The 25,939-nt window shown below is 69.3% G+C and carries 27 protein-coding genes; 17 read left to right on the top strand and 10 right to left on the bottom strand.

All coding sequences use genetic code 11. The features are described from left to right. Positions 1–39 precede the first annotated feature (39 nt). Complete coding sequence (locus MPPM_RS17040; protein ID WP_096486079.1) at positions 40–831, top strand: SDR family NAD(P)-dependent oxidoreductase; 792 nt, start codon at positions 40–42, stop codon at positions 829–831. 88 nt (positions 832–919) lie between these two features. Here MPPM_RS17040 and MPPM_RS17035 read toward each other — a convergent pair whose 3' ends face one another. Then, positions 920–1,252 (bottom strand): SWIB/MDM2 domain-containing protein, encoded by a 333-nt coding sequence (locus MPPM_RS17035; RefSeq protein WP_017486375.1) that lies wholly within the window; start codon positions 1,250–1,252, stop codon positions 920–922. 356 nt (positions 1,253–1,608) lie between these two features. On the opposite strand from MPPM_RS17035, the gene MPPM_RS17030 reads away from it, so the two are divergent. Beyond that, positions 1,609–2,049 carry a PRC-barrel domain-containing protein gene (locus MPPM_RS17030; protein WP_096486078.1) on the top strand — a complete coding sequence of 147 codons (441 nt, stop codon included), beginning with the start codon at positions 1,609–1,611 and terminating at the stop codon, positions 2,047–2,049. A gap of 50 nt (positions 2,050–2,099) precedes the next feature. On the opposite strand, the gene MPPM_RS17025 is transcribed toward MPPM_RS17030, so the two are convergent. Further along, positions 2,100–2,474 (bottom strand): hypothetical protein, encoded by a 375-nt coding sequence (locus MPPM_RS17025; RefSeq protein WP_096486077.1) that lies wholly within the window; start codon positions 2,472–2,474, stop codon positions 2,100–2,102. Positions 2,475–2,894: 420 nt separating this feature from the next. On the opposite strand from MPPM_RS17025, the gene MPPM_RS17020 reads away from it, so the two are divergent. The 4 genes from MPPM_RS17020 to MPPM_RS17005 all read left to right on the top strand — a co-directional run bounded on the left by MPPM_RS17020 (position 2,895) and on the right by MPPM_RS17005 (position 8,038). Continuing rightward, positions 2,895–3,527 (top strand): PRC-barrel domain-containing protein, encoded by a 633-nt coding sequence (locus MPPM_RS17020; RefSeq protein ID WP_096486076.1) that lies wholly within the window; start codon positions 2,895–2,897, stop codon positions 3,525–3,527. Further along, positions 3,524–4,885 carry an MFS transporter gene (locus MPPM_RS17015; RefSeq protein WP_096486075.1) on the top strand — a complete coding sequence of 454 codons (1,362 nt, stop codon included), beginning with the start codon at positions 3,524–3,526 and terminating at the stop codon, positions 4,883–4,885. The genes MPPM_RS17020 and MPPM_RS17015 overlap by 4 nt, the downstream gene beginning before the upstream one ends. Positions 4,886–5,090: 205 nt before the next feature. Next, positions 5,091–6,857, top strand: a complete 1,767-nt coding sequence (locus tag MPPM_RS17010) for an ABC transporter ATP-binding protein (RefSeq protein WP_096486074.1) — start codon at positions 5,091–5,093, stop codon at positions 6,855–6,857. Between the two features lie 140 nt (positions 6,858–6,997). Continuing rightward, entirely contained in the window at positions 6,998–8,038 is a 1,041-nt protein-coding gene (locus MPPM_RS17005; protein ID WP_096486073.1) for a threonine aldolase family protein, read from the top strand. A 24-nt stretch (positions 8,039–8,062) separates the two neighbouring features. On the opposite strand, the gene MPPM_RS17000 is transcribed toward MPPM_RS17005, so the two are convergent. Beyond that, positions 8,063–8,254 carry a hypothetical protein gene (locus MPPM_RS17000; protein WP_096486072.1) on the bottom strand — a complete coding sequence of 64 codons (192 nt, stop codon included), beginning with the start codon at positions 8,252–8,254 and terminating at the stop codon, positions 8,063–8,065. Positions 8,255–8,607: 353 nt separating this feature from the next. Between MPPM_RS17000 and parE the strand changes: the two genes are divergently transcribed. Then, positions 8,608–10,665, top strand: coding sequence for a DNA topoisomerase IV subunit B (gene parE / locus MPPM_RS16995; protein ID WP_096486071.1), 2,058 nt, complete (start codon positions 8,608–8,610; stop codon positions 10,663–10,665). Positions 10,666–10,721: 56 nt separating this feature from the next. Here parE and MPPM_RS16990 read toward each other — a convergent pair whose 3' ends face one another. Beyond that, positions 10,722–12,398 (bottom strand): cyclic peptide export ABC transporter, encoded by a 1,677-nt coding sequence (locus tag MPPM_RS16990; protein WP_096486070.1) that lies wholly within the window; start codon positions 12,396–12,398, stop codon positions 10,722–10,724. 114 nt (positions 12,399–12,512) lie between these two features. Next, positions 12,513–13,481, bottom strand: coding sequence for an SPFH domain-containing protein (locus MPPM_RS16985; protein ID WP_096486069.1), 969 nt, complete (start codon positions 13,479–13,481; stop codon positions 12,513–12,515). A 169-nt stretch (positions 13,482–13,650) separates the two neighbouring features. On the opposite strand from MPPM_RS16985, the gene MPPM_RS16980 reads away from it, so the two are divergent. Then, complete coding sequence (locus tag MPPM_RS16980) at positions 13,651–14,985, top strand: LLM class flavin-dependent oxidoreductase (protein WP_096486068.1); 1,335 nt, start codon at positions 13,651–13,653, stop codon at positions 14,983–14,985. A 45-nt stretch (positions 14,986–15,030) separates the two neighbouring features. Here the strand turns inward: MPPM_RS16980 and MPPM_RS16975 are convergent, their stop codons facing one another. Further along, entirely contained in the window at positions 15,031–15,354 is a 324-nt protein-coding gene (locus MPPM_RS16975; protein WP_096486067.1) for a hypothetical protein, read from the bottom strand. Positions 15,355–15,507: 153 nt separating this feature from the next. Beyond that, the gene (locus MPPM_RS16970) at positions 15,508–15,750 is read right to left on the bottom strand and encodes a hypothetical protein (RefSeq protein ID WP_096486066.1); all 243 of its coding nucleotides are present in this window, start codon (positions 15,748–15,750) and stop codon (positions 15,508–15,510) included. Between the two features lie 200 nt (positions 15,751–15,950). On the opposite strand from MPPM_RS16970, the gene MPPM_RS28960 reads away from it, so the two are divergent. The 6 genes from MPPM_RS28960 (at position 15,951) to MPPM_RS16940 (ending at position 20,860) form a co-directional block, all read left to right on the top strand. Next, positions 15,951–16,256 carry a Rieske 2Fe-2S domain-containing protein gene (locus MPPM_RS28960; protein ID WP_244573334.1) on the top strand — a complete coding sequence of 102 codons (306 nt, stop codon included), beginning with the start codon at positions 15,951–15,953 and terminating at the stop codon, positions 16,254–16,256. A 148-nt stretch (positions 16,257–16,404) separates the two neighbouring features. Beyond that, on the top strand, positions 16,405–16,617 hold the full coding sequence (locus MPPM_RS16960) for a hypothetical protein (protein ID WP_096486065.1): 213 nt from the start codon (positions 16,405–16,407) through the stop codon (positions 16,615–16,617). A 9-nt stretch (positions 16,618–16,626) separates the two neighbouring features. After that, positions 16,627–16,923 (top strand): hypothetical protein, encoded by a 297-nt coding sequence (locus MPPM_RS16955; RefSeq protein WP_096486064.1) that lies wholly within the window; start codon positions 16,627–16,629, stop codon positions 16,921–16,923. Between the two features lie 144 nt (positions 16,924–17,067). Beyond that, entirely contained in the window at positions 17,068–18,963 is a 1,896-nt protein-coding gene (locus MPPM_RS16950) for a tetratricopeptide repeat protein (RefSeq protein WP_096486063.1), read from the top strand. A gap of 578 nt (positions 18,964–19,541) precedes the next feature. Continuing rightward, positions 19,542–19,847: a GCG_CRPN prefix-to-repeats domain-containing protein gene (locus MPPM_RS16945; RefSeq protein WP_096486062.1), complete on the top strand. Its 306-nt coding sequence runs from the start codon at positions 19,542–19,544 to the stop codon at positions 19,845–19,847. A gap of 137 nt (positions 19,848–19,984) precedes the next feature. Next, positions 19,985–20,860, top strand: a complete 876-nt coding sequence (locus MPPM_RS16940; protein WP_096486061.1) for a 4-(cytidine 5'-diphospho)-2-C-methyl-D-erythritol kinase — start codon at positions 19,985–19,987, stop codon at positions 20,858–20,860. Positions 20,861–21,147: 287 nt separating this feature from the next. Here the strand turns inward: MPPM_RS16940 and MPPM_RS16935 are convergent, their stop codons facing one another. Continuing rightward, positions 21,148–22,182: a polyprenyl synthetase family protein gene (locus tag MPPM_RS16935; protein ID WP_096486060.1), complete on the bottom strand. Its 1,035-nt coding sequence runs from the start codon at positions 22,180–22,182 to the stop codon at positions 21,148–21,150. A 214-nt stretch (positions 22,183–22,396) separates the two neighbouring features. Here MPPM_RS16935 and MPPM_RS16930 point away from each other — a divergent pair, with 214 nt between their 5' ends. Together MPPM_RS16930 and MPPM_RS16925 are read left to right on the top strand one after the other, a co-directional pair. After that, complete coding sequence (locus MPPM_RS16930) at positions 22,397–22,624, top strand: putative signal transducing protein (RefSeq protein WP_096487890.1); 228 nt, start codon at positions 22,397–22,399, stop codon at positions 22,622–22,624. 10 nt (positions 22,625–22,634) lie between these two features. Continuing rightward, entirely contained in the window at positions 22,635–23,387 is a 753-nt protein-coding gene (locus MPPM_RS16925) for a tRNA1(Val) (adenine(37)-N6)-methyltransferase (protein ID WP_096486059.1), read from the top strand. Between the two features lie 55 nt (positions 23,388–23,442). On the opposite strand, the gene MPPM_RS16920 is transcribed toward MPPM_RS16925, so the two are convergent. Continuing rightward, complete coding sequence (locus tag MPPM_RS16920; protein WP_096486058.1) at positions 23,443–23,769, bottom strand: hypothetical protein; 327 nt, start codon at positions 23,767–23,769, stop codon at positions 23,443–23,445. A gap of 307 nt (positions 23,770–24,076) precedes the next feature. Between MPPM_RS16920 and MPPM_RS16915 the strand changes: the two genes are divergently transcribed. Then, on the top strand, positions 24,077–24,937 hold the full coding sequence (locus MPPM_RS16915; protein WP_096486057.1) for a S49 family peptidase: 861 nt from the start codon (positions 24,077–24,079) through the stop codon (positions 24,935–24,937). A gap of 8 nt (positions 24,938–24,945) precedes the next feature. Here MPPM_RS16915 and MPPM_RS16910 read toward each other — a convergent pair whose 3' ends face one another. Then, on the bottom strand, positions 24,946–25,857 hold the full coding sequence (locus MPPM_RS16910) for an acyltransferase family protein (RefSeq protein ID WP_244573333.1): 912 nt from the start codon (positions 25,855–25,857) through the stop codon (positions 24,946–24,948). Positions 25,858–25,939: the final 82 nt, after the last annotated feature.

Here is a 25,939-nt window from a genome sequence, read left to right as displayed (position 1 = left end):
TTCCTCGATACGGAGGATCGCGGCGGGCGGAGGTGGAGGATGGACATCGATCTGAAGGGACGCAGCGCCCTCGTCACCGGCTCGACAGGCGGCATCGGCTACGCGGTGGCCCGCGAACTCGGCCGGCTCGGCGCCTATGTCGCCGTCAACGGCCGCACCGCCGAGCGGGTGGACGCGGCGATCGCCCGTCTGCGCGGCGAAGTGCCCGGCGGCGAGTTCATCGCCGGCATCGGCGACGTCGGCACCGAGGAGGGCGCGGCCGAACTCGTCGCCGCCCTGCCGAGGGTCGACATCCTCGTCAACAACGCCGGCATCTTCGAGCCGAAGCCGTTCTTCGAGATCGCGGATGCCGAATGGCGCCACTTCTTCGAGATGAACGTGATGAGCGGCATCCGCCTCGCGCGCGCCTACGGCCCCGGCATGGTCGAGCGCGGCTGGGGCCGGATCGTCTTCATCGCCAGCGAATCCGGGATCAATATCCCGCCGGAGATGGTCCATTACGGGATGACGAAGACGGCGCAGCTCGCCGTCTCCCGCGGGCTGGCGGAGACGGTGGGCGGCAGCGGCGTCACGGTCAACAGCGTCCTGCCCGGTCCGACCATGACCGAGGGCGTGGCGGATTTTCTGGAATCGATGGGTGCAGGGGACGGCGACCTGGAGGCCAAGGGCCGTGCCTTCATCGCCGAGAACCGGCCCACCTCCCTCCTCAAGCGTCTGGCCCAGCCGGAAGAGGTGGCCAACATGGTGGCCTATCTCTGCACGCCCGCCGCGAGCGCCACCACCGGGGCGGCCCTGCGGGTCGATGGCGGCGTGCTGCGCAGCATCGCCTGAGACCCATCGCGCCCGAGCCCGCCGGACGTACGGACCGGTCTAACCGGCTCCGTACTCCGAGGGACGGCCCGCGAACGGTTCTCCGAAATCAGGACTTCAGGTGCGCGGCGAGATGCTTGTTCATCTCGAACATCGAGCACTTGTCCTTGCCGAAGATCTTCTTGAGCTTGTCGTCGGCGACGATCTCGCGCTTGTTCTCCGGGTTCTGGAGGTTGTGCTTCTTGATGTGCTCCCACACCTTGCTGACGACCTCGCCGCGCGGCAGGGGCTTGTCGCCGACGATGGCGGCGAGTTCGGGAGACGGCTTCAGGGGCTGCTGAAGCGCGTTGGGCTTGGTGCCGGAGGCAGCCTTGGTGGCGGTCTCCTTCTTCGGGGCACTCTTGGGCGCAGCCGCCTTCTTCTCCGTCGTCTTGGTAGCCATGGTTTCCCTCCGTCCTGCGGACCGGCAGATTCGTGACCCGACCCCGAGGGAGATCCACGAGGGCATGGGGGCACTAGGGAGCAACAACTAAGCGGTGCCGCGCCCGTTCCAAGTGGAGAACGGCACCGCTGCGCCGTCCATCCACAGATCAGCGGACCTTTCCGCAGCCCAATCCGCCACCCGAGGGATTTTTTGCGATGGTCGGGCCGGGTCCGAGGGGCGATCGTCGGGCGCCACGCCGCTCTCGCCGGGTCCGCGGGGGGAACCGCGCCAGCCACACCGCATTCAAGCAACACCCTGGATCGCGAGCCCGTTGGGAGCGGTTCAGGGCTGGCCTGGAGATTTCGGAGACTTGGATGCCGACGGATCTGCCCGAGGAGCGGGCCTATCGAAAGCCGGGAACGCTCGAACTGGATCCCGCATCCGGTGAGGGTGTGGCGACCGACGAGACCCCCCGGCTGATCGCCTCGGACAAGGTCGAGGGCACGCCGGTTTACGACGGGACCGGTCGCCACCTCGGCAGCGTCCACAACTTCATGGTCGACAAGGTATCGGGGCAGGTCGCCTACGCGGTGCTGTCCTTCGGCGGATTTCTCGGTTTCGGCGAGACCTACCATCCGCTGCCGTGGAACGCGCTGACCTATTCGGTGGAACTCGGCGGATACGTGGTCGATATCGATCCCGCCGATCTCGAGGGTGCACCGACGCACGGACCCGGGGAGGACCCCTTCTCCGATCCGGATTACGGCGGGCGCCTGAACGACCACTGGGGTGGGCGGAAGGCGCCGACGGCCTGAGCCGTCGATGCCCTGCCCGTTCGAGCCGCCCGATCCGCGGGCGGCGCGCCTCAGAACTTGCCGCCGAGCCCGACGCTGCCGCCCGATCCCATCTGGGGCGCGAGGCCGCCGGAACTGGTCCGCGTCGTCGGCTCGCCGTCGATCTCCTCGCGGCGGATCCGGCGCGGGCCTTCGTCGGCGGTGCGGGTCTGGCCGCGGATGTTCTTCGGCAGTTCGAGGGAGCGGGTCGGCATGGCCGCGACCGGGCGACCGTCGTCATCGGTCTGCGCGCTGCGCAGGGGGCGGCCCGGCAGAGTGCCGCGGGCGGAGGGCGGGGGGCCGATATCGGTCTCCGGCATGACGCCGCCGCCGCCGCCGAGCGCCTGGCAGCCGCCGAGGCTCGCGGCGAGAAGCGCCGCGGCGCAAAGTCTCGACGGGTGTCGCATGGGTGTCCTGTCCTCGTACCAGCCGATCCCCGCTGTAGCCTCGGCAGGCTCCGGCTCGGACAAGGTCCGGCCGGGAGCGTGGTCGAGAGCACGGCCGAGGCTCGGCAACGTTAAGATCTCCTGCATCCGTCTAAGGCAGGGTTTGGGCGAAAACCAGACGGTGGCCGTGCCTGTCCGATGGGTTACGGTGGACTGGCATCGACGTTGCTCGGCGCTGCGATATGCCGGGCCTCGATCACGATCGGACCGGTCGGTTCGAAGCGGTCGGGTCGATGGACCGGTTCGATCGACTGGGCCATCCACAACTTCGCCGCGGTTGCCGGGCATGGACGACCCGTCCGCCCGCCCCATACCGTCCGGTGAGCGGCCGGCTCGTGGCAGCCGGCATGCGGGTTCAGCAGACTGTCGAGAGGTATAGGGGTGCGCAGACTGATCCGGCCGATCGTGACACCGGCGATCGTCCTCCTCGCTACGGCGGCCATGGCGGCCGACGGCTCCTCGGGCGCTTCCGGCGAGGCCTCGCCGCCGGCCTCGCCGCCCGCCGCGGCTCCCCCGACCGCGGTGCCGGCTGCGCCCGCGGTTCCCGCCAATGGTGGCGTGGCGCCGTCCCAGGGTGGCGGCACCCCGGCGGTGGTGCTCGATACCCAGGATTACGAGAGCCTGCTCGGCAAGAGCGTGCGCGCGATGAACGGTGACGACCTCGGCCGCATCATCGACGTGATCATCGACCGCGACGGACGGCCCCGCGCGGCGGTGATCGACTTCGGCGGCTTCCTCGGCGTCGGTTCGCGCAAGATTGCCGTGGATTGGCGGGTCCTGAAGTTCACCACCGAAGGAAAGGTCGGCCGGCTCACGCTGCAGCTCAACCGCAATCAGGTCCGGGTCTCGCCCGAATACAAGGCCGGCGAGCCGATCGTCGTGCTCGGCGCCACGAGTCCCGGTGCCGCCGTCCAGCCGGCGGAGGGCGACGCCTCCGCCGCGGCCGAGAAGGCTGCCGCCGCCCCGTCCGACAAGGCCCCCGACCGGCCGCAGGAGAAGACGCCGGACAAATGACGGCATTCCCGGTGACGGAACGGCGGGCGTATCCGGCGCGCGAGCGCGACACGCATCGCAGCGACAACCGCGAGCGGGGCGGCGCCCGCCCGGTCCGCCGCGCGGGCCGCGCGGGCGAGCCCGCGCTCGGCCCGGCCGAGCCGTCGCGCCGCGCGACCTACGGCCTCGACGCCTTCACCTTCTTCATCGCCAACCTGCAGACCGGGTTCGGCCCGTTCCTCGCCGTCTACTTCACCCAGCAGAAGTGGACGCAGTCGGATATCGGCCTCGCCCTGACCGTCGGCAGCCTCGTCAGCCTGCTCGGGCAGATGCCCGGCGGCGCCTTCGTCGATGCCTCGCGCTCGAAGCGCTTCGCCGCCGGCTTCTCGGCCTTCTGGGTCGGGGCGAGCGCGGTGATGCTCGCCGCGCTTCCCACCTACCTTGTCGTCATGCTGGCCATGGCGATCCACTCGGCGGCGAGCTGCGTGCTGACGCCGGCGATCGCCGCGATCTCCATCGGCCTCGTCGGCCACGCCCGGGCCGGCGAGCGGCTGGGCCGCAACGCGAGCTTCTCGGCGATCGGCAACGCGCTCGGCGCCGCCGGCATGGGCGCGATCGGCTATTATCTCTCGAACAACGCGGTGTTCTATCTCGCCGGCCTGCTGGTAATCCCGGCGCTGGTGTCCCTGTCGTTCATTCCGTCGGGACGCGCCGCGGAGACGGGCAGGCCCCGGCCGGCGCTCCGCGAGCCGGAGCCGCGCGAGGCCGGCGGCGTTGCGGTACTCCTGAAGAACCGGGCGCTGCTGTGCTTCGCCGCCTGCATGGTGCTGTTCTTCCTCGCCAACGCCGCGATGCTGCCGCTGGTCGGCAGCGTCATGACCTTGCGCGCCAGCGAGACCGCGACGGCGCTGGTGGCCGCCTGCATCATGGTCCCTCAGGCGGTTCTCGCCCTCACCGCCCCGTTCGTCGGGCGCCTCGCCCAGAGCTGGGGACGCAAGCCGCTCCTCGTGATCGGCTTCGCGGCGCTGCCCGTGCGCGGCCTGCTCTTCGCCTTCGTCAGCGACCCCTACTGGATGGTCGCGATCCAGGTCTTCGACGGCATCTCGGCCTCCGTTCTCGGCGTCATGGTTCCGCTGATCGTGTCCGACGTCACCCGCGGCACGGGACGGTTCAACACCGCCCTCGGCGCGGTCGGCACCGGCATGGGCATCGGTGCCGCGCTCTCGACGGCGCTGGCGGGTTTCATGGCGGACGAGCTCGGAAGCCAGACGGCGTTCATGGGTCTCGCCGTCGTCGGCGCCGTCGGGTTGGCGCTGGTGCTGCTGATCATGCCGGAAACGCGGCGCCGGGACGAGGACGACGCGCGCGAGCCGTCTTGACCTGCGAGGGCCGACGCGGTTGGAATCGTTCCCGCGCCGCACATCCGCTCAAGTCCGGTTCAGCTTCGCTCCGCTACACGGCGTAAAGCTGCGCGCGCTTGAAACATAAGGCGACGCTTCGCGTTGCGGTTTTAGGGCGGTTCGTGCGCCCTCCAGCCACAATCGGCGCCCAGCGGGTCTGATCGAATCGGGACTGACGATCGCGATGGAAGATCTCTGCCAATACGCCAACAGACCGGGGGCCTTTGTCGGGCGCTATCTCAAGCGCCGGATCATTCCGCACCTTGTGATCCTGTTCTCCGTGCTCGGCGCCGTGACCTTCTCGGTCTCGACCGACTATGCGCTGAAGGGGGTGGTCGACGCCCTCGGCAAGGGACCGAGTGCGGGTCAGGTCTGGTCGGCGCTCGCGCTGCTCATCGCCTTCATCGCCGCCGACAACATGCTCTGGCGCGTGGCGGCGCTGGTCGGCGCCTTCACCTTCGTCGGCGTCACCGGCGACATCCGCCGCGACCTCTTCCGCCACATGACGGGCCACGCGCCGTCCTTCTTCGCCGACCGTCAGCCGGGCACGCTCGCCTCGCGCATCACCGCGACCTCGAACGCGATCTTCACTGTCGAGAACATGTTCACGTTCAACGTGATGCCGCCCTGCGTGGCGGCCACGCTGTCGATCATCTACATCGGCACCGTGAACATGACGATGGCGCTGGTGCTCGCCGGCATCTTCGCCGCGGTCGTGCTGCTGATGTTCAAGATGGCGTCCGCCGGCAAGCCGCTGCACCACGACTTCGCCGCCAAGGCCGCGAGCGTGGACGGCGAGATGGTCGATCTCGTCGGCAACATGCCGCTGGTGCGCGCCTTCTCCGCCTTCAACCGCGAATTCGTGCGCTTCGACGGCACCATCGGCACGGAGATGCGGGCGCGCCGCTCGTCGCTGCTCTACCTCGAGAAGCTGCGCATCACCCACGCCATCCTCACCGTGCTCTCGATCCTCGGCCTGCTCTACTGGTCGATCAAGATGTGGGAGGCCGGTCAGGCGACGACCGGTCAGGTGGTGCTGGTCTGCACGCTCGGCATCCGCATCCTCGCCGCGACCCGCGACCTCGCCGTGGCGCTGGTGGACGCGACCCAGCACACCGCCCGCCTGTCGGAAGCGCTGCACACCCTGCTGCAGCCGCACGAGCTCGTCGATCACCCGGAGGCCGAGAAGCTCGTCGGCCAGACCGGCGCCGAGATGCATTTCGACCACGTCGCCTTCAGCTATCCCGACGGGCGCACCGTGTTCTCCGACTTCGACCTGCTGATCCCCGCGGGCCAGACCGTCGGCCTCGTCGGCAAGTCCGGCGGCGGCAAGTCGACCCTGTTCTCGCTGATCCAGCGCTTCTACGAGGTGCAGGGCGGGCGCATCCTGATCAACGGTCAGGACATCAACCGCGTCACGCAGGAGAGCTTGCGCGAGGCGATTACGGTGGTGCCGCAGGACGTGTCGATGTTCCATCGCTCCTTGCGCGAGAACATCCGCTACGGCCGGCCCGATGCCACCGACGAGGAGGTGTGGAAGGCGGCAGAGGCCGCGCACTGCACCGACTTCATCCAAGCCTTGCCGGAGGGCTTCGACACCATCGTCGGCGATCGCGGCGTGAAGCTCTCCGGCGGCCAGCGCCAGCGCATCGCCATCGCCCGCGCGATCCTGAAGGACTCGCCGATCCTGCTCCTCGACGAGGCGACCTCGGCGCTGGACGCGGAATCCGAGGAGGCGATCCGCGCCGCGCTCGCCAACCTGATGAAGGGCCGCACCGTCATCGCCATCGCCCACCGGCTCTCGACCCTGAAGGACTTCGACCGGATCGTGGTGCTGGAGGGCGGCAAGATCGTCCAGGACGGCTCGCCCGAAAAACTCACCCATCTCGACGGGTTCTACCGCGAGCTGATGAAGAAGGAATCGATGTCGATGGCGCTCGCCGCCGCCTGACAGACGGGGCCGTCCGTCGGCCGAATCGGCGGGGCGGGGTGCGAAGACCGCCCGGCGGAGAGACAATCCCATCGTGAGGCCGGGCGGTGCATTCACCGTCCGGCCTTTCGCATTTCACGAAATCAGAGCCGGAGCCCACCGTGGCCGAGCAGCAATTCGCCAGCGACAACTATGCCGGGATCTGCCCGGAGGCCTTCGAGGCGATGCAGGCGGCCAATGCCAGCCACGCCCCGGCCTACGGCGCCGATTCCTGGACTCAGGCCGCCGCCGACGGTTTCCGCCGTTTGTTCGAGACCGATTGCGAGGTGTTCTTCGTCTTCAACGGCACGGCGGCCAACTCGCTGGCCCTGGCCTCGCTCTGCCAATCCTACCACAGCGTGATCTGCGCCGATTCGGCTCATGTCGAGACCGACGAGTGTGGCGCGCCGGAATTCTTCTCCAACGGCTCGAAGCTGCTCACCGCCGCGACCGAGGACGGCAAGCTCACCCCCGACACCGTGCGGATGATCGCGGGCAAGCGCAGCGACATCCATTTCCCGAAGCCGCGGGCGGTGACCCTGACCCAGGCGACCGAGACGGGGCGGGTCTACACGCCGGACGAAATTGCTGCGATTTCCGCGACCTGCCGCGCGGCGTGCCTGCGCCTGCACATGGACGGCGCCCGCTTCGCCAATGCCTGCGCCTCACTCGAAGTGTCACCCGCTGCGTTGACCTGGAAGGCCGGCGTCGATGTGCTCTGCTTCGGCGGTACGAAGAACGGCATGGCGGTGGGCGAGGCGGTGATCTTCTTCGACCGCCGGCTCGCCGAGGATTTCGATTATCGCTGCAAGCAGGCTGGGCAGCTCGCCTCGAAGATGCGCTACCTCTCGGCCCCCTGGGTCGGCATGCTGGAGAGCGGGGCTTGGCTCAGCAACGCCCGCCACGCCAACGACTGTGCCCGGCGCCTCGTGCAAGGAATTGCGGATGTTCCGGGTGTGTCGCTCGCCGCGCCCGTTGAAGCCAACGGCGTGTTCCTGAACCTGCCGGCGTCGGTCCAGGAGCGACTGCGCGCCCGCGGCTGGCAGTTCTACGGCTTCATCGGCGGGGCGTCCCGCTTCATGTTCGCCTGGGATTCGGATCCGGCGCGGGTCGATGCGCTGGCGCGGGACATCCGTCTCTGCGCGATGCCCGCGGCGGCATGACCGCTCCGCAGCCCGGCGAGAGGATCAGACGAGATAGGTGATGGTGGCAGCAAGCGCCGTCGCCACGGTGGCGATGGCGAAGCCCGACGACGAGAACAGCATCGACGACCGGGAAACGGCGGGATCCGGCTCGTCCGCGTAGCCGAAGGCTTGTCCGGCCGCCTGCTCCAGGCGCACGAGGGAGAGGTGACGCGCTTGGGCTGCGGCGGGGGTCATCGGCGTGGCTCCCTTACGGTCAAGCTGACCTTGTTGAGTTAACGTCCGGAAACCATCCTCTGTTCCCTCCGCCACTCTGGACCGCGCCGCCTTAACGTTTCGCTGCCTCGTTTCCGCCGCAGGTTCGCAGTCATGAGCCGGCTTCGTGAGGCACTCTTAACCATCCGCCCGCATCACTGGGCCAGGACCGTGCCGGCCGACCTGCGCCGGCCGGGCTTCGAACACGACCGGCCGCCGTGGTACTGCGACCGGCGGAAGCGGACGGGAGACTTTTTGTTTCCTGTTTGTTCCGTTACAACGAGGGTATGAAGAGCCATGCAGCCCGTCTCCGACCCGATTCGAGGAGCCGTCGCGTGAGCGATCCGGCACGCGACCTGTTCGGACCAGGAAGCAAGCCTCCCGCCGCGGAGGCCGAGCGCCGCCGTCGCCTCACCCCCGTGGCGCCTCAGCCGGCGCCCGCGCCGGAGACGGCGGAGGCGGGTTACGACGCCTCGGCGATCGAGGTGCTGGAGGGACTGGAGCCGGTTCGGCGCCGGCCGGGCATGTATATCGGCGGCACCGACGAGCGGGCGCTGCACCACCTCTTCGCCGAGGTGATCGACAACTCCATGGACGAGGCGGTCGCGGGCCACGCGAGCTTCATCGAGGTGGAGCTGGAGGAGACGGGCGCCCTCGTCGTGACGGATAACGGCCGCGGCATCCCCGTCGATCCGCACCCCAAGTTTCCGGGCAAGTCCGCGCTCGAAGTCATCATGACTACGCTGCATGCGGGCGGTAAGTTCGACTCGAAGGTCTACGAGACCTCCGGCGGCCTGCATGGCGTCGGCATCTCGGTGGTGAACGCGCTCTCGGACGTGCTCGAGGTCGAGGTCGCCCGCAACCAGACCCTCTACCGCCAGACCTTCTCCCGCGGCCATGCGCAGGGTTCGCTGGAGACGGTCGGCCGGGTGCAGAACCGGCGCGGCACGCGGGTGCGTTTCCACCCCGACGCGCAGATCTTCGGCTCGCTGAAGTTCGACCCCCGCCGCCTGTTCAAGATGGCCCGGTCGAAGGCTTACCTGTTCGGCGGCGTCGAGATCCGCTGGCGCTGCGCCCCCGCCCTGCTCGAAGGGCTCGACGACGTGCCGGCCGAGGCGGTGCACCGCTTCCCCGGCGGCCTGTCCGACTACCTCGCCCGCGACATCGAGGGGAAGGAGCTCGTCCTCGACTCGATTTTTTCCGGCAAGGTGACGAAGCCCGGCTCGCACGGCTCGCTCGAATGGGCGGTGGCCTGGACCGTGGCGGATGACGGGGTCTCGCATTCCTACTGCAATACGATCCCGACGCCGGAGGGCGGCACCCACGAATCCGGCCTACGCGTCGCGCTGCTGCGGGCCTTGCGCGAGCACGCCGAGCGGGTGAACCAGGCCAAGCGCATGACGTCGGTGACCACCGACGACGTGATGGCGACCTGCGCCTCGATGCTCTCGGTCTTCATCCGCGAGCCGGAATTCCAGGGCCAGACCAAGGACAAGCTCGCCACGGTGGAGGCGTCCCGCATCGTCGAGACGGCGGTGCGCGACGCCTTCGACCACTGGCTCGCGGCCTCGCCCGCCCAGGCCAACAAGCTGCTCGACTGGGTCATCGACCGGGCGGAGGAGCGCCTGCGCCGCCGGCAGGAGAAGGAGGTCGCCCGCAAGTCGGCGACCCGCAAGCTGCGCCTGCCCGGCAAGCTCGCCGATTGCTCCGCCGCCGGCACCGCGGGCTCGGAGATCTTCATCGTCGAGGGCGACTCGGCCGGCGGCTCGGCCAAGCAGGCGCGGGATCGCGCCACGCAAGCTGTCCTGCCGTTGCGTGGAAAAATCCTGAACGTGGCTTCCGCCAGCCGCGACAAGCTCGGCGCCAACCAGCTCATCTCGGACCTGACGCTGGCGCTCGGCTGCGGCACCGGCGCCAATTTCCGCGAGGGGGACCTGCGCTACGACCGGGTCATCATCATGACCGACGCGGACGTGGACGGCGCCCACATCGCCTCGCTGCTGATCACCTTCTTCTACCGGCAGATGCCCAAGCTCATCGACAAGGGGCATCTCTATCTGGCGATCCCGCCGCTCTACCGGATCAGCCAGGGCGCGAAGTCGGCCTATGCCCGCGACGACGCGGACAAGGAGCGGATCATTAAGACCGTGTTCAAGAACGGCAAGGTCGAGATCGGCCGCTTCAAGGGCCTCGGCGAGATGATGCCGGCGCAGCTCAAGGAAACGACGATGGACCCGAAGAAGCGCACGCTGCTGCGCGTCGCGGTCCTCGACGAGGCGCGGGAATCGACCGGCGACACGGTGGAGCGGCTGATGGGCAACAAGCCCGAGGCACGCTTCGCCTTCATCACCGAGCGGGCAGCCTTCGCGGACGGGAGCGAGCTGGATATCTGATCCGCAACGGCCACGGTTTCGGAGCGAAGCGGGAAACAACCGGCTTCGCCGTCCGGTCAGACCGGCTCGGCCGCCGCGGGTGCCTTCTCCGTGATCGCCGCGATCCGCCCTTCCGCCAAGTGCAGCACCCGGTCGGCGGCGCCGAAGTAGCGGTCGTCGTGGCTGATGACGACGAGCGTTCGTCCTCCGCGGCGGAGCTCCGGCAGGAGTTCCTCGTAGAACCGCCGCCGGAAGGTCGGATCCTGCTCCGCCGCCCACTCGTCCAGAACGAGGACCGGGCGTCCTTCGAGGGCGGCCTGCACCAGGGCGAGGCGCTTGCGCTGGCCGGTCGAGAGATCGGTGGTGGAGAAGCGGCCCTCGGCGATCTCGACCTTCCGGGCGAGATCGAGCCGCTCCAGCAGCGGCCGGGCGGCCTCCGGGCCGGCGCCGTCGGTCGGGATCAGCTCGTCGAACAGGTGGTAGTCGAAGAAGATCGCCGAGAAGTGCTGGCGGTACGCGTCGCGGGTCTGCGGTGTCACCGGCACGCCGTCGAGCAGGATCTCTCCCGCTTGCGGCGGGTAGAGGCCGAGCAGCAGCTTGATCAGCGTCGTCTTGCCCGAGCCGTTCTCGCCGACGATGAACAGGATCTCGCCGGCCCGGATCGTCAGGTCGATCGGGCCCAGGGTGAAGGGCGCCTTGCCGTCCGCGGCCGGAAAGCCGTGGCTCACGCCGCGCAGGGTGATGTCGTGGAGGCGAGGAGCCGGCCGCGTCGACGCCGGCGAGAGAAGGCCGGCTTCCGCCTCCGCCCCGTCGTCCGAAAACTCGGCAATGCGTCGGTAGGCGACCTGAGCCTGCCCGATCATCGGCACGAAGTGGATCAGCTGTGCGATCGGCGCCTGGATGTAGAGCAGCACGAGCACGAAACCGGAGAGTTCGGCGCCGCTGATACCGGCGAGGGCCTTGTAGGCGATGAGACCGGCGAACAGCAGGAAGTTGGTCGATTGGCTCAGCATCGACAGCGATTGCTGGATGACGGCGATGCGCGCCATCAGCCGGCGCGCCTGCTCGATACAGTCCCGAAGCGCGACGTTGCGCAGGTGCAGCCGGCGTTCGCGGCCGATGCGCAGCTCCTTCGCCGCCTCCGTCAGGGTGAGATAGTGCTTCTGGGTCGCCTCGCGATTCTTGCGGACGTCTTCGAAGTAGCGGAGCATGTTCCGGCGCAGGGCATTCGCGCCCAGGCTTTCGAGGATCAGGACCGCCGCCGTCACCGCCGACAGGGCCGGTGACAGGATGATCATGTAGGCACCGCAGCCGGTCAGGGTCCCGCACGCCACCACGATCGGCGAGAGGAACGCGATGGCCGTGAAGATGGTGTTCACGTCGCCCTGGAGCGAGGCGAGCAGCTTGTGCTTGCCGAGGCGCTCGATCCGCTCGATCGGTGCGGTCAGGATCTGGTCGGTGAGGTCGCGGCTGAGGGCCGCCTGGATGCGCCCGCCCGCATAGGCGTTGCCGAGGCTGGCCGCGAAGGTGCCGACGACGCTCAGGGCCGCGAACCCGGCAAACGCCAGCAACACGCCGTCGGCGAGCGCGCCCTCGCCGTAGAAGGCTTGGTTGATCTTGGACAGGGCGGCTGCGGTGGCGAGCCCGCCGACCGATCCGAGGGCCGTCGCGACGGCCACCAGCGGCCAGACCGGCCTGAGCAGCCGGATCGCGTCGTCCACGAGATGACGAAGAACGGCTTTGTCCTGCCCCATGCTCGACGAAGTCCCCTGAGCAAGGTCGCCGCCCGCTGCCAAGATCGGGCTCCCCCAAGATCGGGCATTTCGCCGATTGGGGTCGTCCCGGGCGCGGGATCGATGGGCGACGGTCTACGGCTTCGTCCCGACGCTCACGACCGGGGTCGCCTCGCGATCCCCAACGATCATGATCAGCATGTTCTGCGCCATGCTGGCGCGGCCCTGGTCGTCGAAGAGGATGCCGGCATGACCGTCCTCCGGCTGTTCCAGGCGGCGGATCGTGTCGCGCACGATGGCGACCGCGCCCTCCACGATCTGGCGGCGGGCCGCGATGATGGCGCCGGCCTGCTGGCGCTTGAGCATCGCGCCGGCGATCTCCGGGGCATAGGCGAGATGCGTGATCCGCACGTCCTCCACCACCACGCCCGCCAGCGCCACGCGCTGGCCCAGCTCCGCGATGAGGTCGGCATGGATCGCATCGCGGTCGGCCCGCAGCGAGGCGACGCGAGTCGCCTTCTCCGCGAGCCGGCGCTTGGCGTCGCCGGCCTCCTCGCCGACATTCTCCGCCTCGTCGTGGTCGTAGGGGCGGGTCGAGGCGATGTTGCGCAGGGCCGCCTCCGCCTGGAGCGAGACGAATTCGTGGTAGCTGCCGACGTCGAAGGTGGCGCGCGCGGCGTCCTGCACCCGCCAGATCGCGGCGGCCGCGATGGTGATCGGATTGCCCATCAGGTCGTTGACGGTGATGATCTTGGTCTCCTGCGCCTCGGTGGCGAGCGAGACCTTGGCCACCGCGGTGAGCGGGTTGCGCCACCAGAAGCCGTCGCGGGCGATGGTGCCGTGATAGCGCCCGAACAGGGTCAGCACCGCCGCCTGCCGGGGTTTCAGGGTGATCAGCCCAGCGAGCAGTACGATCCCGGCGATCAGCGCCGCCACGGAGACGAGCAGGAAGACCGGGCCGACGCTGCCGCGGCCAAGCACCAGCACGCCGCCGCCGAGAAAGGTCAGGGCCGCCAGGGCGAGGCAGGGGATGGCGAGGCCGAGCGCCAGCCAGCCGTTCAGGGCGCGATAGGGCACGTCCCCCGTGACGCTCGCTCCGGCCATACTCACTCCCCTCGTCGCTGCAATCCGCCCGAACCTTAGGGATGAGGCACGGGCAATCCTAGGGTCGGTGCCGATATCGTCACGCTCGGACCGTTTGACCGGTGACGCCGGGGCGACGACGTGCACCATATCGGCCTCATCGAAGGGTCGATGCGCCCGGAGGACCCCGTTGAGCGAGCCTCGGAAACAACTTCATCTCGGCGCTTTCATGCGCCCGATCGGCATCCACACCGCGTGGTGGCGCTATCCCGGCGGCTTTCCGGACGCGAACTTCAACCTCGACCACCTCGTGCGCTTCGCCCGCACCCTGGAGGCGGCCAAGTTCGACGCCTTCTTCATGGCCGACCATCTGGCGGTGATGAATATGCCGATGGAGGCGCTGAAGCGCTCGGCCACCGTCACCTCCTTCGATCCGCTGACGCTGCTGCCGGCGCTCGCCATGGTGACGGAGCGGATCGGGCTGATCGCCACCGCCTCGACCACCTACAACGAGCCCTACCATGTGGCCCGCAAGTTCGCCTCGCTCGACCATATCTCGAAGGGCCGCGCCGGCTGGAACCTCGTCACCTCCGGCAACCCGGACGAGGCGCTGAATTTCGGCCGCGACGCGCATCTCGACCACGCCACGCGCTACGCCCGCGCCCGCGAGTTTTTCGAAGTTGTCACCGGCCTGTGGGACTCTTGGGCCGACGACGCCTTCGTCCGCGACGTCGAGCAGGGGCTGTTCTTCGATCCCGCCAAGCTCCGCACTCTGGACCACCGGGGCGAGTTCCTGAAGGTGAAGGGGCCGCTCAACGTCGCCCGCCCGGTCCAGGGCTGGCCGGTGATCGTCCAGGCGGGCGCTTCCGAGGCCGGGCGCCAGATCGCGGCGGAGACCGCCGAGATGGTGTTCGGCTCGGCCTCCTCGCTGGAGGCCGGCCAAAAATTCTACGCCGATGTGAAGGGCCGGATGGCGGCGGCGGGCCGGTCCCGCGACGCCCTAAAGATCCTGCCCGGCGCCTTCGTCGTGGTCGGCGGCACCGAGGAGGAGGCCAAGGCGAAGAAGGCGCGGCTCGACGCACTGGTGCCGGTCGAGAGCGGGCTCGCCAACCTCTCGGTCCGCCTCGGCACCGATGCGTCCGGCTTCGATCTCGACGCGCCGCTGCCCGAAATCCCGGAGACGAATGCCAGCAAGAGCGGTCAGGCCCAGATCGTCGACTATGCCCGCCGCACGGGTGCGACCGTGCGCGAATTGGCGCGCCGCGTCGGCGGCTATGGCGGGCTCACCTTCGTCGGCACACCGGAGCAGATCGCCGACCGGATGGGGGAATGGCTCGTGGGCGAGGCCTGCGACGGCTTCAACGTGATGTTCCCCTTCGTGCCGGAAGGGCTCGACGACTTCTGCGCCGGCGTGGTGCCGGAGCTGCAGCGGCGCGGCCTGTTCCGCACGGCGTACGAGGGAACGACCCTGCGCGACCATCTCGGCCTCGAACGGCCAGGCAACCGCTTCTTCGAGGCGCGATAGTTTCCCTGCGGGACCAGCGCGCGGTCCCACAGGGAGTTCGGCGTGTCAGCGGCGGTTGGTCAGGCCGTAGAGCGCGAAGCCTGCCAGGGCCGCGAGCCCGAGCGTGAGCAGCCGGTTGCTGCCGAGGGTGTCGGCGGCGGCCCAGCCGGTGCTCTTGGCGCTCTCGATCACGGCGCGGCCCCTGAGGATGCGCGCGGCCCGCTGCCGGTTCGCCTCCTGGGTCGGCAGATGGACGATGTAGGTGTCGCCCTCGCGATCGATGTCGATGCTGTTGCGGGCAAACCCCGCCCTCACGAGGCGGTCCTTGGCGGCGCGGGCTGCCTCGCGGCTCGTGAACTCGGCTTCGACGCCGACGGTGTCCTGGGCCATGTCTCCTCCTCGACGGATGCGGGAACGAGCGTCTCGCGAAGCGCTCGCCGCGGCGTCTTCCCTTCGGAAGGGAGACCGTCGGCGGACGCTTCGTGAGGCACTTCAAGCGGGAGGAGCAATCCGGTCCCGCCGTTCACGGTTCCGCGAAGCGCGTCAGGCGGCGGCTTCCGCCTCGCAGGCATCGACCCTGACAGCGCCGTCGGCAGTCAGCGAGCAGATCACCTCGGTGCCGTCGTCGAGCGCGAAGGCATGGAACAGGCGGCGCTCGAGTTCTTCGAGGCCCTCACCCGGTAGTTCCGCGATTTCATCGCGCGCACGCTCTTCGAGAACTGGAAGAACACCGCTTCTCTCGGCGATTTCCTGCGCGGATTGCGTCAGAACGATCTCGAAAGACATTGCCGCCTCCCTGTCAAAACGCCGGTCACGACCTTGTCCGATCCGCGCGAAGACAGGACCCTCTTGCGACTTTTTTTGGGCAGCGACCTCGATCCGCGGAAATCCTCAGTTCGGTCAGAGGGTTGGCAGGTCGCTGCAACCTCGTCGTCGGTCACGACTTGTAGGCTGGAATCCTTCGGGACCGGCGTGAGGACCCCGATATGGCGGCCGGCGAGATCAGGATCAGGCTCGAGGACATCCCGCTCGGCGGCATGGCGGAGGGGAAGGCCGGCGACGAGGCAGTCCTGTTCCTGCGGGACGGTGACGGCAGGCGCGCCTTCCAGGCGAAATGCCCGCATTACGGCGCGCCCCTCGCCAAGGGGGTGCTGTGCGGTGGCCGGGCGGTGGCGGCCTGCAGCATAGGCCGGAGCGCCGAGTTCACCACCTTCCTGCATCTGCTGGGCGAGGCACGCCTGCCCTCCCCGGCCGAGCTTGAGCGCGGCGTGGACTTGACCGGGCTGCTGTGACGCATCGGCTCAGGGCAGCCTTTCGGGATGTTTGCCGGTTTCAACCGGCGGAGCGCGCGGATTACGCTCGTCCGTCAGCCGTAATGGGCCGCCGGAGCCTCCATATGCTCCGACCGTCGAAAACATCTCCGGCAGGGAGGCCGGCCCCATGAATCCCATCCTCGTCGTTGCCCTGGTCTGCGCGTCCAGCGTTCAGATGCCCGATTGCTCCCGCGAGACCGCCCTCGACGTGATCATCGGGCCGGCCCATACGCTTCAGGAATGCCTCATCCAGGGACCGGTGCTTGCCGCGAGCGCAGGCCATGGCGGGGATACCAATACCTACGTGAAGACCCGCTGCGAGCAGCGCAAGGAGCGGTAGGAGGCGGCCATGGCTGAGGACGAGACCGTTGACCCTGCTCGGGCCGTGGAGGTGCGGCTGCGCGCCCGCCTCGCCGTGGTCGAGCGCGCGGCATGGTTCGGATTCCTGCAGGCGATGCGGGATCGCCCCGGGGAGACGCGGGCCTTCATCGACGCCGAGCGGGCGCGCTGCCGGGATGGCTTCGGCAGCGGTGCCTGGGCCAGGGATCTGACCGCGGCCGAGCGCGCGCTGCTGGGTTCGGAGGTCGATGCCGGGCTGGCTCAACTCGTGGAGGACGCCCGCGCCGAGATCGGTGACGGCACCTGAAGAAGGGCGTCAATGGGGCCTCTCCCCGCGCCATCCTTTCGCCTTGCGGTCATGGCGGGAAGAGTTCAGTGTCCCCCGCCAAACCGGAGCCGGCCGGAGGAAACCCCGTCCGCCGGTCCCGCGAAGGAGCCGTGACTGGTGCCCATGTTCGGATACGCCACCCGCCGGAGCGCCACCGCGCTCGCCCTGCTGCTCGCTTCGACCGGTCTCGGCACCCTGCCGGCCGCAGCCATGCAGCCCCGGGAATCCTCGCCGATCTCCGAGTACGAGCCGGCGGAATCGCTGGAAGGCAACTTCCTCTCGGCCTACATCGCCGGCGCCTCCAAGGACACGGCCGCCGCCGCGAGCTTCTACCGCGAGGCGGTGAAGGGCGACCCGCGCAACGCCGAGCTTCTGGAGCGCGCCTTCGTGTCGCTGCTGGCCGACGGCGCCATGACCGACGCCTTCCGCGCCGCCGAGCGGCTCGCCACCCGCGAGAGCTCGAACGGCCTCGCCCAGCTCGCGCTGGGCGTGCGCCAGCTCAAGGCCGGCCAGTACGGCCCCGCCCGCCAGAGCTTCGGCCGCAGCGGAAGGGGGGCGGCCGCCGACCTCACCGGGACGCTGCTGACGGCCTGGGCCTATGCCGGCGCGGGCGACGGCAAGCGCGCCTACGAGACGCTGAACCGCCTGCGCGGCGAGCGCTACTTCAACGTCTTCCGCGACTACCATGCCGGGCTGATCGCCTCGGTCATCGGCGACCGCGCCGAGGCGGAGCGCAAGCTGAAGGCGGCCTACGACGCCGACCGCAACACCCTGCGCATCGTCGACGGCTATGCCCGCTTCGAGGCCGGGATCGGCCGCACCGATCTCGCCATCGACGCCTACAGCGAGTTCGAGAAGGTGATGCCGCGCCATCCCCTCGTGGTGGACGCCCTCGACAAGCTCAAGGCCGGCAAGCCGCTCACCCCCTTGATCTCGTCGGCGCAGGAAGGTGCGGCCGAGGTGCTCTACGGTCTCGGCTCGGCCGGCTCGACGCAGGGCGACGAGCTTCCGGCTGTGGTCTACCTGCGGCTCGCCCTCTACCTCGCCCCCGAGCACGCCGTGGCCCGGCTGACCCTCGCCGACACGCTCGACCGCATGAAGCAGACCGAGCGTTCGAACGAAGCCTATGCGCAGATCCCGGCCTCCTCGCCGCTCAAGCTCAACGCCGACATCCAGATCGGCCTCAACCTCGAGCAGATGGGCCGGGGCGACGAGGCGCTCCAGCACCTCGACACCGTGCTCAAGGCGCATCCCGACAACATCGACGTGATCTCGGCGCTGGGCAACGTGCAGCGCTCGCGCAAGAAGTTCACCGAAGCGACCGAGACCTATACCCGCGCGATCAACCTGATCGCGCCGGGCAAAGAAGCCAATAACTGGACGTTGTTCTACTTCCGCGGAACCGCCTACGAACGGGCCGGCGAGTGGCAGAAGGCGGAGACCGACCTCAAGAAGGCGCTCAGCCTCGTGCCGCCGACCCAGCCGAACGCCAAGGCCCAGGTGCTCAACTACCTCGCCTATTCCTGGGTCGACCGGAACATGAACATCGACGAGAGCTTCACGATGCTGAAGCAGGCCGTCGACCTCTCGCCCCGCGACGGCATGATCATCGACAGCCTCGGCTGGGCCTATTTCCGCCTCGGCCGCTGGGACGACGCCGTGCGCGAACTGGAGAAGGCGGTCGAGCTGAAGCCGGGCGATCCCACCATCAACGACCATCTCGGCGACGCCTACTGGCGCACCGGCCGACGGCTGGAGGGCAAGTTCCAGTGGCAGCACGCCAAGGACCTGAACCCCGAGCCCGACGACCTCGTCAAGATCAACGCCAAGCTCAAGGACGGTCTGCCCGAGCCGGACAAGCCGACCGCCACCGCCGAAAACCCGCCGACGCAGGATCCGGCCCAAGCCGCCCCTGCCCCCGTGGCGGCGCCGCACAATCCCGAGAATCCGGAACTGCCGAAGGGCGCCCCCGCGCCGAGCGAGCCGCCGGGCGCGGCGGACAAGAAGCCGGGGAAGTAAGGCGTCCGCGCGGCGAACAGCCATCGGCCGGATCCGATCATCCGCCGCTCGATGGCGGGGCCGGCTCCTCGACAACGCGATCGAAGCGCGCGCGCGCGGGCGCGCCCGCGGTGCTTCGGGCCGATCGACCGTCGCCAAGGTGGCAAGCGTAACGGCCCGGTGGAGGCTCCCCGGGTCGTTTTCGTTTCGCCTAGCGCATCGTGCTGGATATCGGATCCAGCACGATGCGCTAGGCTTTTGTTTTTGCATCATCTTTTTCCGAAAGCCGCAAACCACCTTTCGGGATGATGCTCCAAGGGGAATCGGTTCGGGGCCGTTGGGTGCCAAGGAGTGACGAGAGTGTCGGCCGCGCCGTGACAGGGCCTGCACCTCGCACCACAACGTCCGCTTTTCGCAGCGTTCACCAAGTATTGGTATCAGGATACCAAGCTGGTATACATTACCTAATTATGGATCCGCTCCATTCCATCGCCTAAATGTGATCGGGTTTGGTGGCGGTTAATTGTATTAAAGTTCCGTAATCCTGCAACGCAATTTGCTTCGCGTCGTTCCTGAGCATCCAGCAAAGGAGGACATCTATGCGATTGAGAATTGCCGCCGCGCTCCTCTCCCTCGGCACGCTCGCTAGCACGGCGACCGTGGCGGAAGCCCGCGATGGATGTGGTCCCGGCTTCCACCGCGGCTGGTCGGGCTGGTGCAAGCCGAACTGGCGGCCCTATGCCTATCGTCCGGTCTACTACGCGCGGCCGGTGGTCGTGGGTTACGGCTGGGGCCGTCCCTGGGGCTGGCGCCATGCCGGCTGGCACCGTCCGTGGGGTTGGCACCGAAACCGGGGCTGGCGTCACGCGGGTTGGCATCACGCCGGTTGGCACCATCGCTGGTAAGCGCTGAGCACCGCCTCGCAGGGGCCGCGTCGACGGGGGTGACCTCCGCGTCGGCGCGGCCCTCTTCCGTCGATGCTTGCCCCCTCTCTCACCGGCCCCTACAGGAGGCACGCCTTCCCACAGCGAGCCGAGCGCCCGTGTCCCGCCTCACCACCCGTGCTCCGGCCAAGATCAACCTGACCCTGCACGTTCTCGGCCGCCGGCCGGGGGACGGCTACCACGCGCTGGAAAGCCTCGTCGCCTTCGCCGAGGTGGCCGACACGCTCGAACTGGTGCCGGGTCCCGACCTCACGCTCGACGTCTCCGGTCCCACCGCCGGACCGGCGGGGCCGCTCGACGACAACCTCGTTCTTCGCGCTGCCCGCCACCTGGCTGCGGGGGTTGAGGGCCTGCGGTTCGGCGCCTTCCGCCTGCACAAGCAGCTGCCCGTGGCCGCCGGGATCGGCGGCGGCTCGTCGGATGCGGCGGCGGCCCTGCGTTTGCTCACGGAACTGAACGACCTCTCCCTCGACCATCCTGCCGTGATCGCAGCAGCCCGCGCCACGGGCGCCGACGTGCCGGTCTGCCTCGATCCCAGGGCGCGGATGATGCGCGGCGCGGGCGAGGAGATCGGGCCGGTGCTCGACCTCGCAGCCCTGCCGGCGGTCCTGGTCAATCCCGGCGTTCCGGTCGCGACGGCGCCGGTCTTCAAGGCGCTCGGCCTCGCCGTGGGCCAGCGCCTCGACGGGCCGGAGCATCCTTCGGTCGGCCATGGCCTCGACGCGGAGGCCGTGCTCGGCGCCATCGCGCCCGCCCGCAACGATCTGGAGGCCCCGGCCCTCACCGTCGCTCCCGTGATCGGCGAGGCGCTCGCGCTGCTGCGGGCGCAGGGTGGATGCCGGCTCGTGCGGATGTCGGGCTCCGGCGCGACCGTCTTCGCGATCTTCTCCGACGATGGGTCGGCGCAGGCCGCCGCGCGCGCGGTCCGCGCCGCGCAGCCGGGCTGGTGGGTCGAGCCGACGCGCCTCGCCTGAGGCTCAGTCGAGGGTGAGCACCCGGCGGGCCGGCCGCCCTCCCCCGGCGCCGTCTCGCAGACCGACCAGTCCGTTCCGAGGTCCCGGCACAGATCGGCGGCTAGCGCATCGTGCTGGATATCGGATCCAGCACGATGCGCTAGGGATCTGTTTTTGCATCATCTTTTTCCGAAAGCCGCAAACCACCTTTCGGGATGATGCTCTAGCCCGGCGAGTGCCTCCGGACGGAGGGCATCGAAGGCATCGCGCGCCGGGTGCCGCAGGCGTTCCCTTCGGGAAGGAACGCGTCAGTGCGCCCGGGCGATGCAGAAATCGACCACCTGCAGCAGGGCGGCCTTCATCGGCCCGTTCGGGAACGGAGCCAAAGCTGCGCGGGCCTGATCGCCGTAATGGCGGGCGCGCTCGATCGTGTCGTCCAGGGCGCGGTGGCGGCGCAGGATCGACAGCGCCTGCTGAAGGTCGCCCTCCCCCAGATCCTCCCGTTCGAGGGTGCGGCGCCAGAAGGCGCGCTCCTCGTCCGTACCGCGGCGCAGCGCCAGCACGATCGGCAGGGTGATCTTGCCCTCGCGGAAATCGTCGCCGACGTTCTTGCCGAGCGCGGCGCTGGTGCCGCCGTAATCGAGCACGTCGTCGACGAGCTGGAAGGCGATGCCGAGATTCATGCCGTAGGCGCGGCAGGCCGCCTGCTCCGGCTCCGGCCGCTGGCTGAGCACGGGCCCGACCTCGCAGGCCGCGGCGAACAGTTCCGCGGTCTTGCCGCGGATGACGGCGAGGTATTCGTCCTCGCTCGTCTCGATGTTCTTGGCGGCGGTGAGCTGCATCACCTCGCCCTCGGCGATGACGGTGGCCGCCGCCGACAGGATGTCGAGGGCGCGAAGCGAGCCTACCTCGACCATCATGCGGAAGGCTTGGCCCAGCAGGAAGTCGCCGACGAGCACGCTCGCCTCGTTGCCCCACTTGATGCGGGCGGCCACCCGGCCGCGGCGCATGTCGCTCTCGTCCACAACATCGTCGTGCAGAAGAGTCGCGGTGTGCATGAACTCGACCGCGGCGGCGAGCTTCACGGCGCCGTCCGCCTCCGGATCGTCCGCGCCGTAGCCGCACAGGTCGGCGCAGGCCAGCGTCAGGATCGGGCGCAGGCGCTTTCCGCCCGAGGCGATCAGGTGGTTGGCGACCTCGGGGATCATCGCCACGTCGGAGCCCGTGCGCGACAGGATGGTCGCGTTCACCCGCTCCATGCCAGCGGCGACGAGGCCGACGAGGTCCGTGAGGCTGGCCTCCGGATCGGAGCGGCCTTCATCGAGGGTAACGACGACGCCCAAGCGCGATGCCTCCGGAAACTCTCGACCGGCACCCTGCCGGAACCCCTGCCCCGCGGCTGCCCCTGTCGCACGGGGCCGTCGGCACTGCAACACGCGGCCGTGCCGCATGGCTGCGCAAGGGCGTGGAGAATGTTACGAGCCATCGTCGTCCGCCGGAGGCGGCCGGCCCGCGCACCGGCGGCGGCTCGGGCGCCGGTTGAAGGGGTTCGAGGCCGTGACGGAACTGATCCGCACCAACGACATCGTCCTGATCGGTTTCGCACGCGCGCTCCTGGAGGAGGCGGGCGTCCCGCTCTTCGTGGCCGACGAGCACATGAGCGCGCTGGAGGGATCGATCGGCGCGTTCGGCCGGCGCCTTCTGGTGCCCGACGATCATGCGCGACAGGCGCGTCGCATCCTGACCGATGCCGGACTGTCCGCCGAACTGCGCGACGAGCGCTGAGTAAGCCTGAGTGCGGACTGAGCCCGATGCCATTCTCGGCGGTCGCCTGATCCTGCGGCAGCCGCCCCGCGGCGCCCACCGCGCCGGCAGCGACGCGGTGCTGCTCGCCCGCCTGCTCATCCCTGCGCCCGGCGCCACGCTCTACGATCTCGGCGCGGCCACGGGGGCGGTGGGGCTGGTATCGGCGCGGCTGTCCGAGGTCGGCCGCGTCGTGCTGGTCGAGCGCGACCCGGACCTCGCCGCCCTCGCCCGGGAGAATGCGTCGGCGAACGGGCTCGACGACCGTGTCGCGGTGATCGAGGCGGATCTCCTGGTGTCGGGAACGCAGCGCCGGGCGGCGGGCCTGCAGCCGGACAGTGCCGATATCGTGCTGACCAATCCGCCCTTCTTCGAGGAGGGTGCGCACCGACCCTCCCCCATCCCGCAGAAGGCCGCGGCGCACACCTTCGCGGCCGGTGGGCTCGACCTGTGGCTGAGAACCTGTTCCGACCTGCTGCGCCCCGGTGGGCGGCTCGGCATGATCCACCGGGCCGACGCCCTGCCCGCCTGCCTCGACGCCCTGCGCGGGCGCTTCGGCGACTGCGCCGTCCGCCCCGTTCACGGGCGGGCGGAGCGGCCGGCGATCCGCGTGCTGATCGCGGCGGTGAAGGGCAGCCGCGCCCCGCTGCGCCTGTTGCCGCCCCTGGTGCTTCAGGACGAGGCTGGGCGCTTCACCCCGGAAGCCGAGGCGCTGCATCGCGGTGATCCCTGGCCACCGCCATGAAAAAAGGGGTGCCCGCTCGGGCACCCCTCGACCGCCTCGGGCCCGGCGCCGCGCCTCAATACCAGGGACGGTAGAACCGGGGCCGGTGGTAGTAGTGTGCCCGCCAGTAGGGCCGGCGATAATAGGGGCGCGGCCCCCAATAGGCCCTGCGGTGGTAGTGGCGCGGGCGCCAGTAGGCACGACGGTAGTGATAGCGCGGGCGCCAGTAGACGCGCCGATAGTGGCGGCGGCCGTACCAGTGAACCGAGTTGAGCAGGGGCGATTCAGCGGCCTTTGCCGCCGCAGACGTCATGGGAAGCGGGGCGGCATTCGCGGTGGCATTCAGGCCGGCGAGGCCGCCGAGCATCCCGAAGGCCAGGATGACCAGGCGTAGGATACGCATCGGGCAGGACTTCCTTCCGTTCCGTCCGGCTCGTCTGTCGGGCCGTGCGGACGGTTCACGGCCCCGCCGTGCCCCGGCGGAGATCCCGGGCACGTGGTAAGGCAACGCTTCATCGCGAGGCTCGGTTCGGCCGCGCGCGGCCAAGTGATCGACGACGTGATCGGAGACATCATCGACGGCATGTTCGAAGCGGTCGCGGTCCGGCGTGATGGATCGGCCGGCGGGGTCCTGCTAACGGAGGATCGACCCGCCCCTCGGGGGCGGTGCCCCGTGCGACCCCGAGACGACGCCGCGAAAAGAAGCCGCCATGCCGCTGACCGTCCCGACCTGGTTGCGCTTCCTCCTGCCCCGCCGTTTCCGCAAGCCTCCCGCGCGGGTCGCGGTGGTGCGCTTGAGCGGCGTGATCGGCACCGTCTCGCCGCTCCGGCCGGGTCTCTCCATCGGAACGGTGGCGGCGAGCCTGGAGCGCGCCTTCACCATGCCGGGTCTCTCGGCGGTGGCGCTCGTCATCAACTCGCCCGGCGGCTCGCCGGTGCAGTCCCACCTGATCCATCGGCGCATCCGGGCGCTCGCGGCGGAGAAGGAGCTCAAGGTCTTCGCTTTCGTGGAGGATGCCGCGGCCTCGGGCGGTTACATGATCGCCTGTGCCGCCGACGAGATCGTCGCGGATCCCGCTTCGCTCGTCGGCTCCATCGGGGTGGTCTCGGCCGGTTTCGGCTTCGACCGGCTGATCGAGCGCATCGGCGTCGAGCGACGGGTCCACACCCAGGGCGAAGCCAAGGCGATGCTCGATCCCTTCAGGCCGGAAAACCCGCAGGACGTCGCCCGGCTGAAAGACATCCAGGCCGATGTGCAGGCCCTGTTCACCAGCCTCGTGCGCGAGCGCCGGCCCAAGCTCGACGCGAGCCGCGACCTGTTCACCGGCGCGGTCTGGACCGGGCGGCAGGGCCTCGAACTCGGCCTCGTCGATGCGCTCGGCGACCTGCGCGGCACGCTGCGCGCCCGCTACGGCGACAAGGTCGAACTGCGGCTCGTGGCCGAGACCCGGGGCTCCTGGCTCGCCCGCTTGCTGCGTCGCGCCGGTCCCGGCCAGACGGTCGCCGGACTTCCCGACGCGCTGATCGCGGCTGTGGAGGAGCGCGCCGCCTGGGCGCGTTTGGGATTGTAGCCGAGGGTCTAGGCTCGGGCTGCGGCCTGCGCGCCGGCCTCGGGCGACAGCGGCGCCGTGACCACCCTCTCGCCGCGCCGGATCTTCCGGCGCAGGGGCTCGATGCAGCGCCCATTCAGTGGCGCCATGAAGACGGCGAGGGCGAGGGAGGCGAGGATCGCGGCGAGCGCGAAACCCGGTCCCCGCGCGTCGGGGGCGAAGAACGCCATCGCGACGGCGAACCCGGCCAGCCAGTGGCAGAGGAAGACCGGGTATGCCAATTCGCCCAGATACCCGTCCACGACGCGTACCGCCGCCGCCGGCCTGCAATCCGAGAGGGCCGCGACGAGCGCGGCACCGATGACGGTGTTGAGGTAGAATCCCTCGACGCGCGCGTACTCGTCCGAGAGAACCCAGCCGCCGCAGACCATGTTGGCGAGCCAGAGCGCCAGCAGCGGCAGGATTGCCCGGGTCGGAACCCTCGGCCGGCGTTCCTTGCGCCGGAAGTAGATCAGAACTCCGATGGAGAAGCCAAGCGTCGCGGAATGCGGGTCGAAGTAGCGGGTGTGCCAGCCGTCTCCGCCCAGGATGTTGAGGGCGTGCAACGCGACGGCCGCCGCGAACAACAGGGTGGCGTAGGACTTCCTGCGGGCGAAGCCGAACGCGAGATAGGCGTACATCAGGATCTCGACCGCGACGGACCAGGCCGCCATGACGAGGCGGAACCCGTGTTCCCAGTTCATCATCGGCAGCAGGAGCAGGTTGAGACAGAGATCGTGGAAGTTCGGCCCCGCCCAATGAGCGGAGAACCGAGCCGTCTCGGCCGGCAGGACGAGAATTGCTGCCAGCGTCGCTGCCAGGACGACGTAATAGAGCGGCAGGAGACGTAATGCCCGGTTGATCCAGAAACGCTTGAGGTCAAAGGCGTAGACCTCATTCAATAAATTTCCAGGGGGGGCGTCAGCGGTCGAGCCGAAGACATAGCCGGAGACCCGTTTCTAATCTGTTATAGCGGGATGTCTG

This window comes from Methylorubrum populi (genome assembly GCF_002355515.1).
Lineage (GTDB): Bacteria > Pseudomonadota > Alphaproteobacteria > Rhizobiales > Beijerinckiaceae > Methylobacterium > Methylobacterium populi_A.
The sequence above is the reverse complement of the archived record's forward strand: the minus strand, read 5'-3'. Positions and strand labels throughout refer to the sequence as shown.

Coding starts and splice junctions, on each gene's coding strand:
- MPPM_RS17040 (WP_096486079.1), top strand. CDS start 40: ATGGACATCGATCTGAAGGGACGCAGCGCCCTCGTCACCGGCTCGACA.
- MPPM_RS17035 (WP_017486375.1), bottom strand. CDS start 1,252: ATGGCTACCAAGACGACGGAGAAGAAGGCGGCTGCGCCCAAGAGTGCC.
- MPPM_RS17030 (WP_096486078.1), top strand. CDS start 1,609: ATGCCGACGGATCTGCCCGAGGAGCGGGCCTATCGAAAGCCGGGAACG.
- MPPM_RS17025 (WP_096486077.1), bottom strand. CDS start 2,474: ATGCGACACCCGTCGAGACTTTGCGCCGCGGCGCTTCTCGCCGCGAGC.
- MPPM_RS17015 (WP_096486075.1), top strand. CDS start 3,524: ATGACGGCATTCCCGGTGACGGAACGGCGGGCGTATCCGGCGCGCGAG.
- MPPM_RS17010 (WP_096486074.1), top strand. CDS start 5,091: ATGGAAGATCTCTGCCAATACGCCAACAGACCGGGGGCCTTTGTCGGG.
- MPPM_RS17000 (WP_096486072.1), bottom strand. CDS start 8,254: ATGACCCCCGCCGCAGCCCAAGCGCGTCACCTCTCCCTCGTGCGCCTG.
- MPPM_RS16990 (WP_096486070.1), bottom strand. CDS start 12,398: ATGGGGCAGGACAAAGCCGTTCTTCGTCATCTCGTGGACGACGCGATC.
- MPPM_RS16985 (WP_096486069.1), bottom strand. CDS start 13,481: ATGGCCGGAGCGAGCGTCACGGGGGACGTGCCCTATCGCGCCCTGAAC.
- MPPM_RS16975 (WP_096486067.1), bottom strand. CDS start 15,354: ATGGCCCAGGACACCGTCGGCGTCGAAGCCGAGTTCACGAGCCGCGAG.
- MPPM_RS16970 (WP_096486066.1), bottom strand. CDS start 15,750: ATGTCTTTCGAGATCGTTCTGACGCAATCCGCGCAGGAAATCGCCGAG.
- MPPM_RS28960 (WP_244573334.1), top strand. CDS start 15,951: ATGGCGGCCGGCGAGATCAGGATCAGGCTCGAGGACATCCCGCTCGGC.
- MPPM_RS16960 (WP_096486065.1), top strand. CDS start 16,405: ATGAATCCCATCCTCGTCGTTGCCCTGGTCTGCGCGTCCAGCGTTCAG.
- MPPM_RS16955 (WP_096486064.1), top strand. CDS start 16,627: ATGGCTGAGGACGAGACCGTTGACCCTGCTCGGGCCGTGGAGGTGCGG.
- MPPM_RS16950 (WP_096486063.1), top strand. CDS start 17,068: ATGTTCGGATACGCCACCCGCCGGAGCGCCACCGCGCTCGCCCTGCTG.
- MPPM_RS16945 (WP_096486062.1), top strand. CDS start 19,542: ATGCGATTGAGAATTGCCGCCGCGCTCCTCTCCCTCGGCACGCTCGCT.
- MPPM_RS16920 (WP_096486058.1), bottom strand. CDS start 23,769: ATGCGTATCCTACGCCTGGTCATCCTGGCCTTCGGGATGCTCGGCGGC.
- MPPM_RS16915 (WP_096486057.1), top strand. CDS start 24,077: ATGCCGCTGACCGTCCCGACCTGGTTGCGCTTCCTCCTGCCCCGCCGT.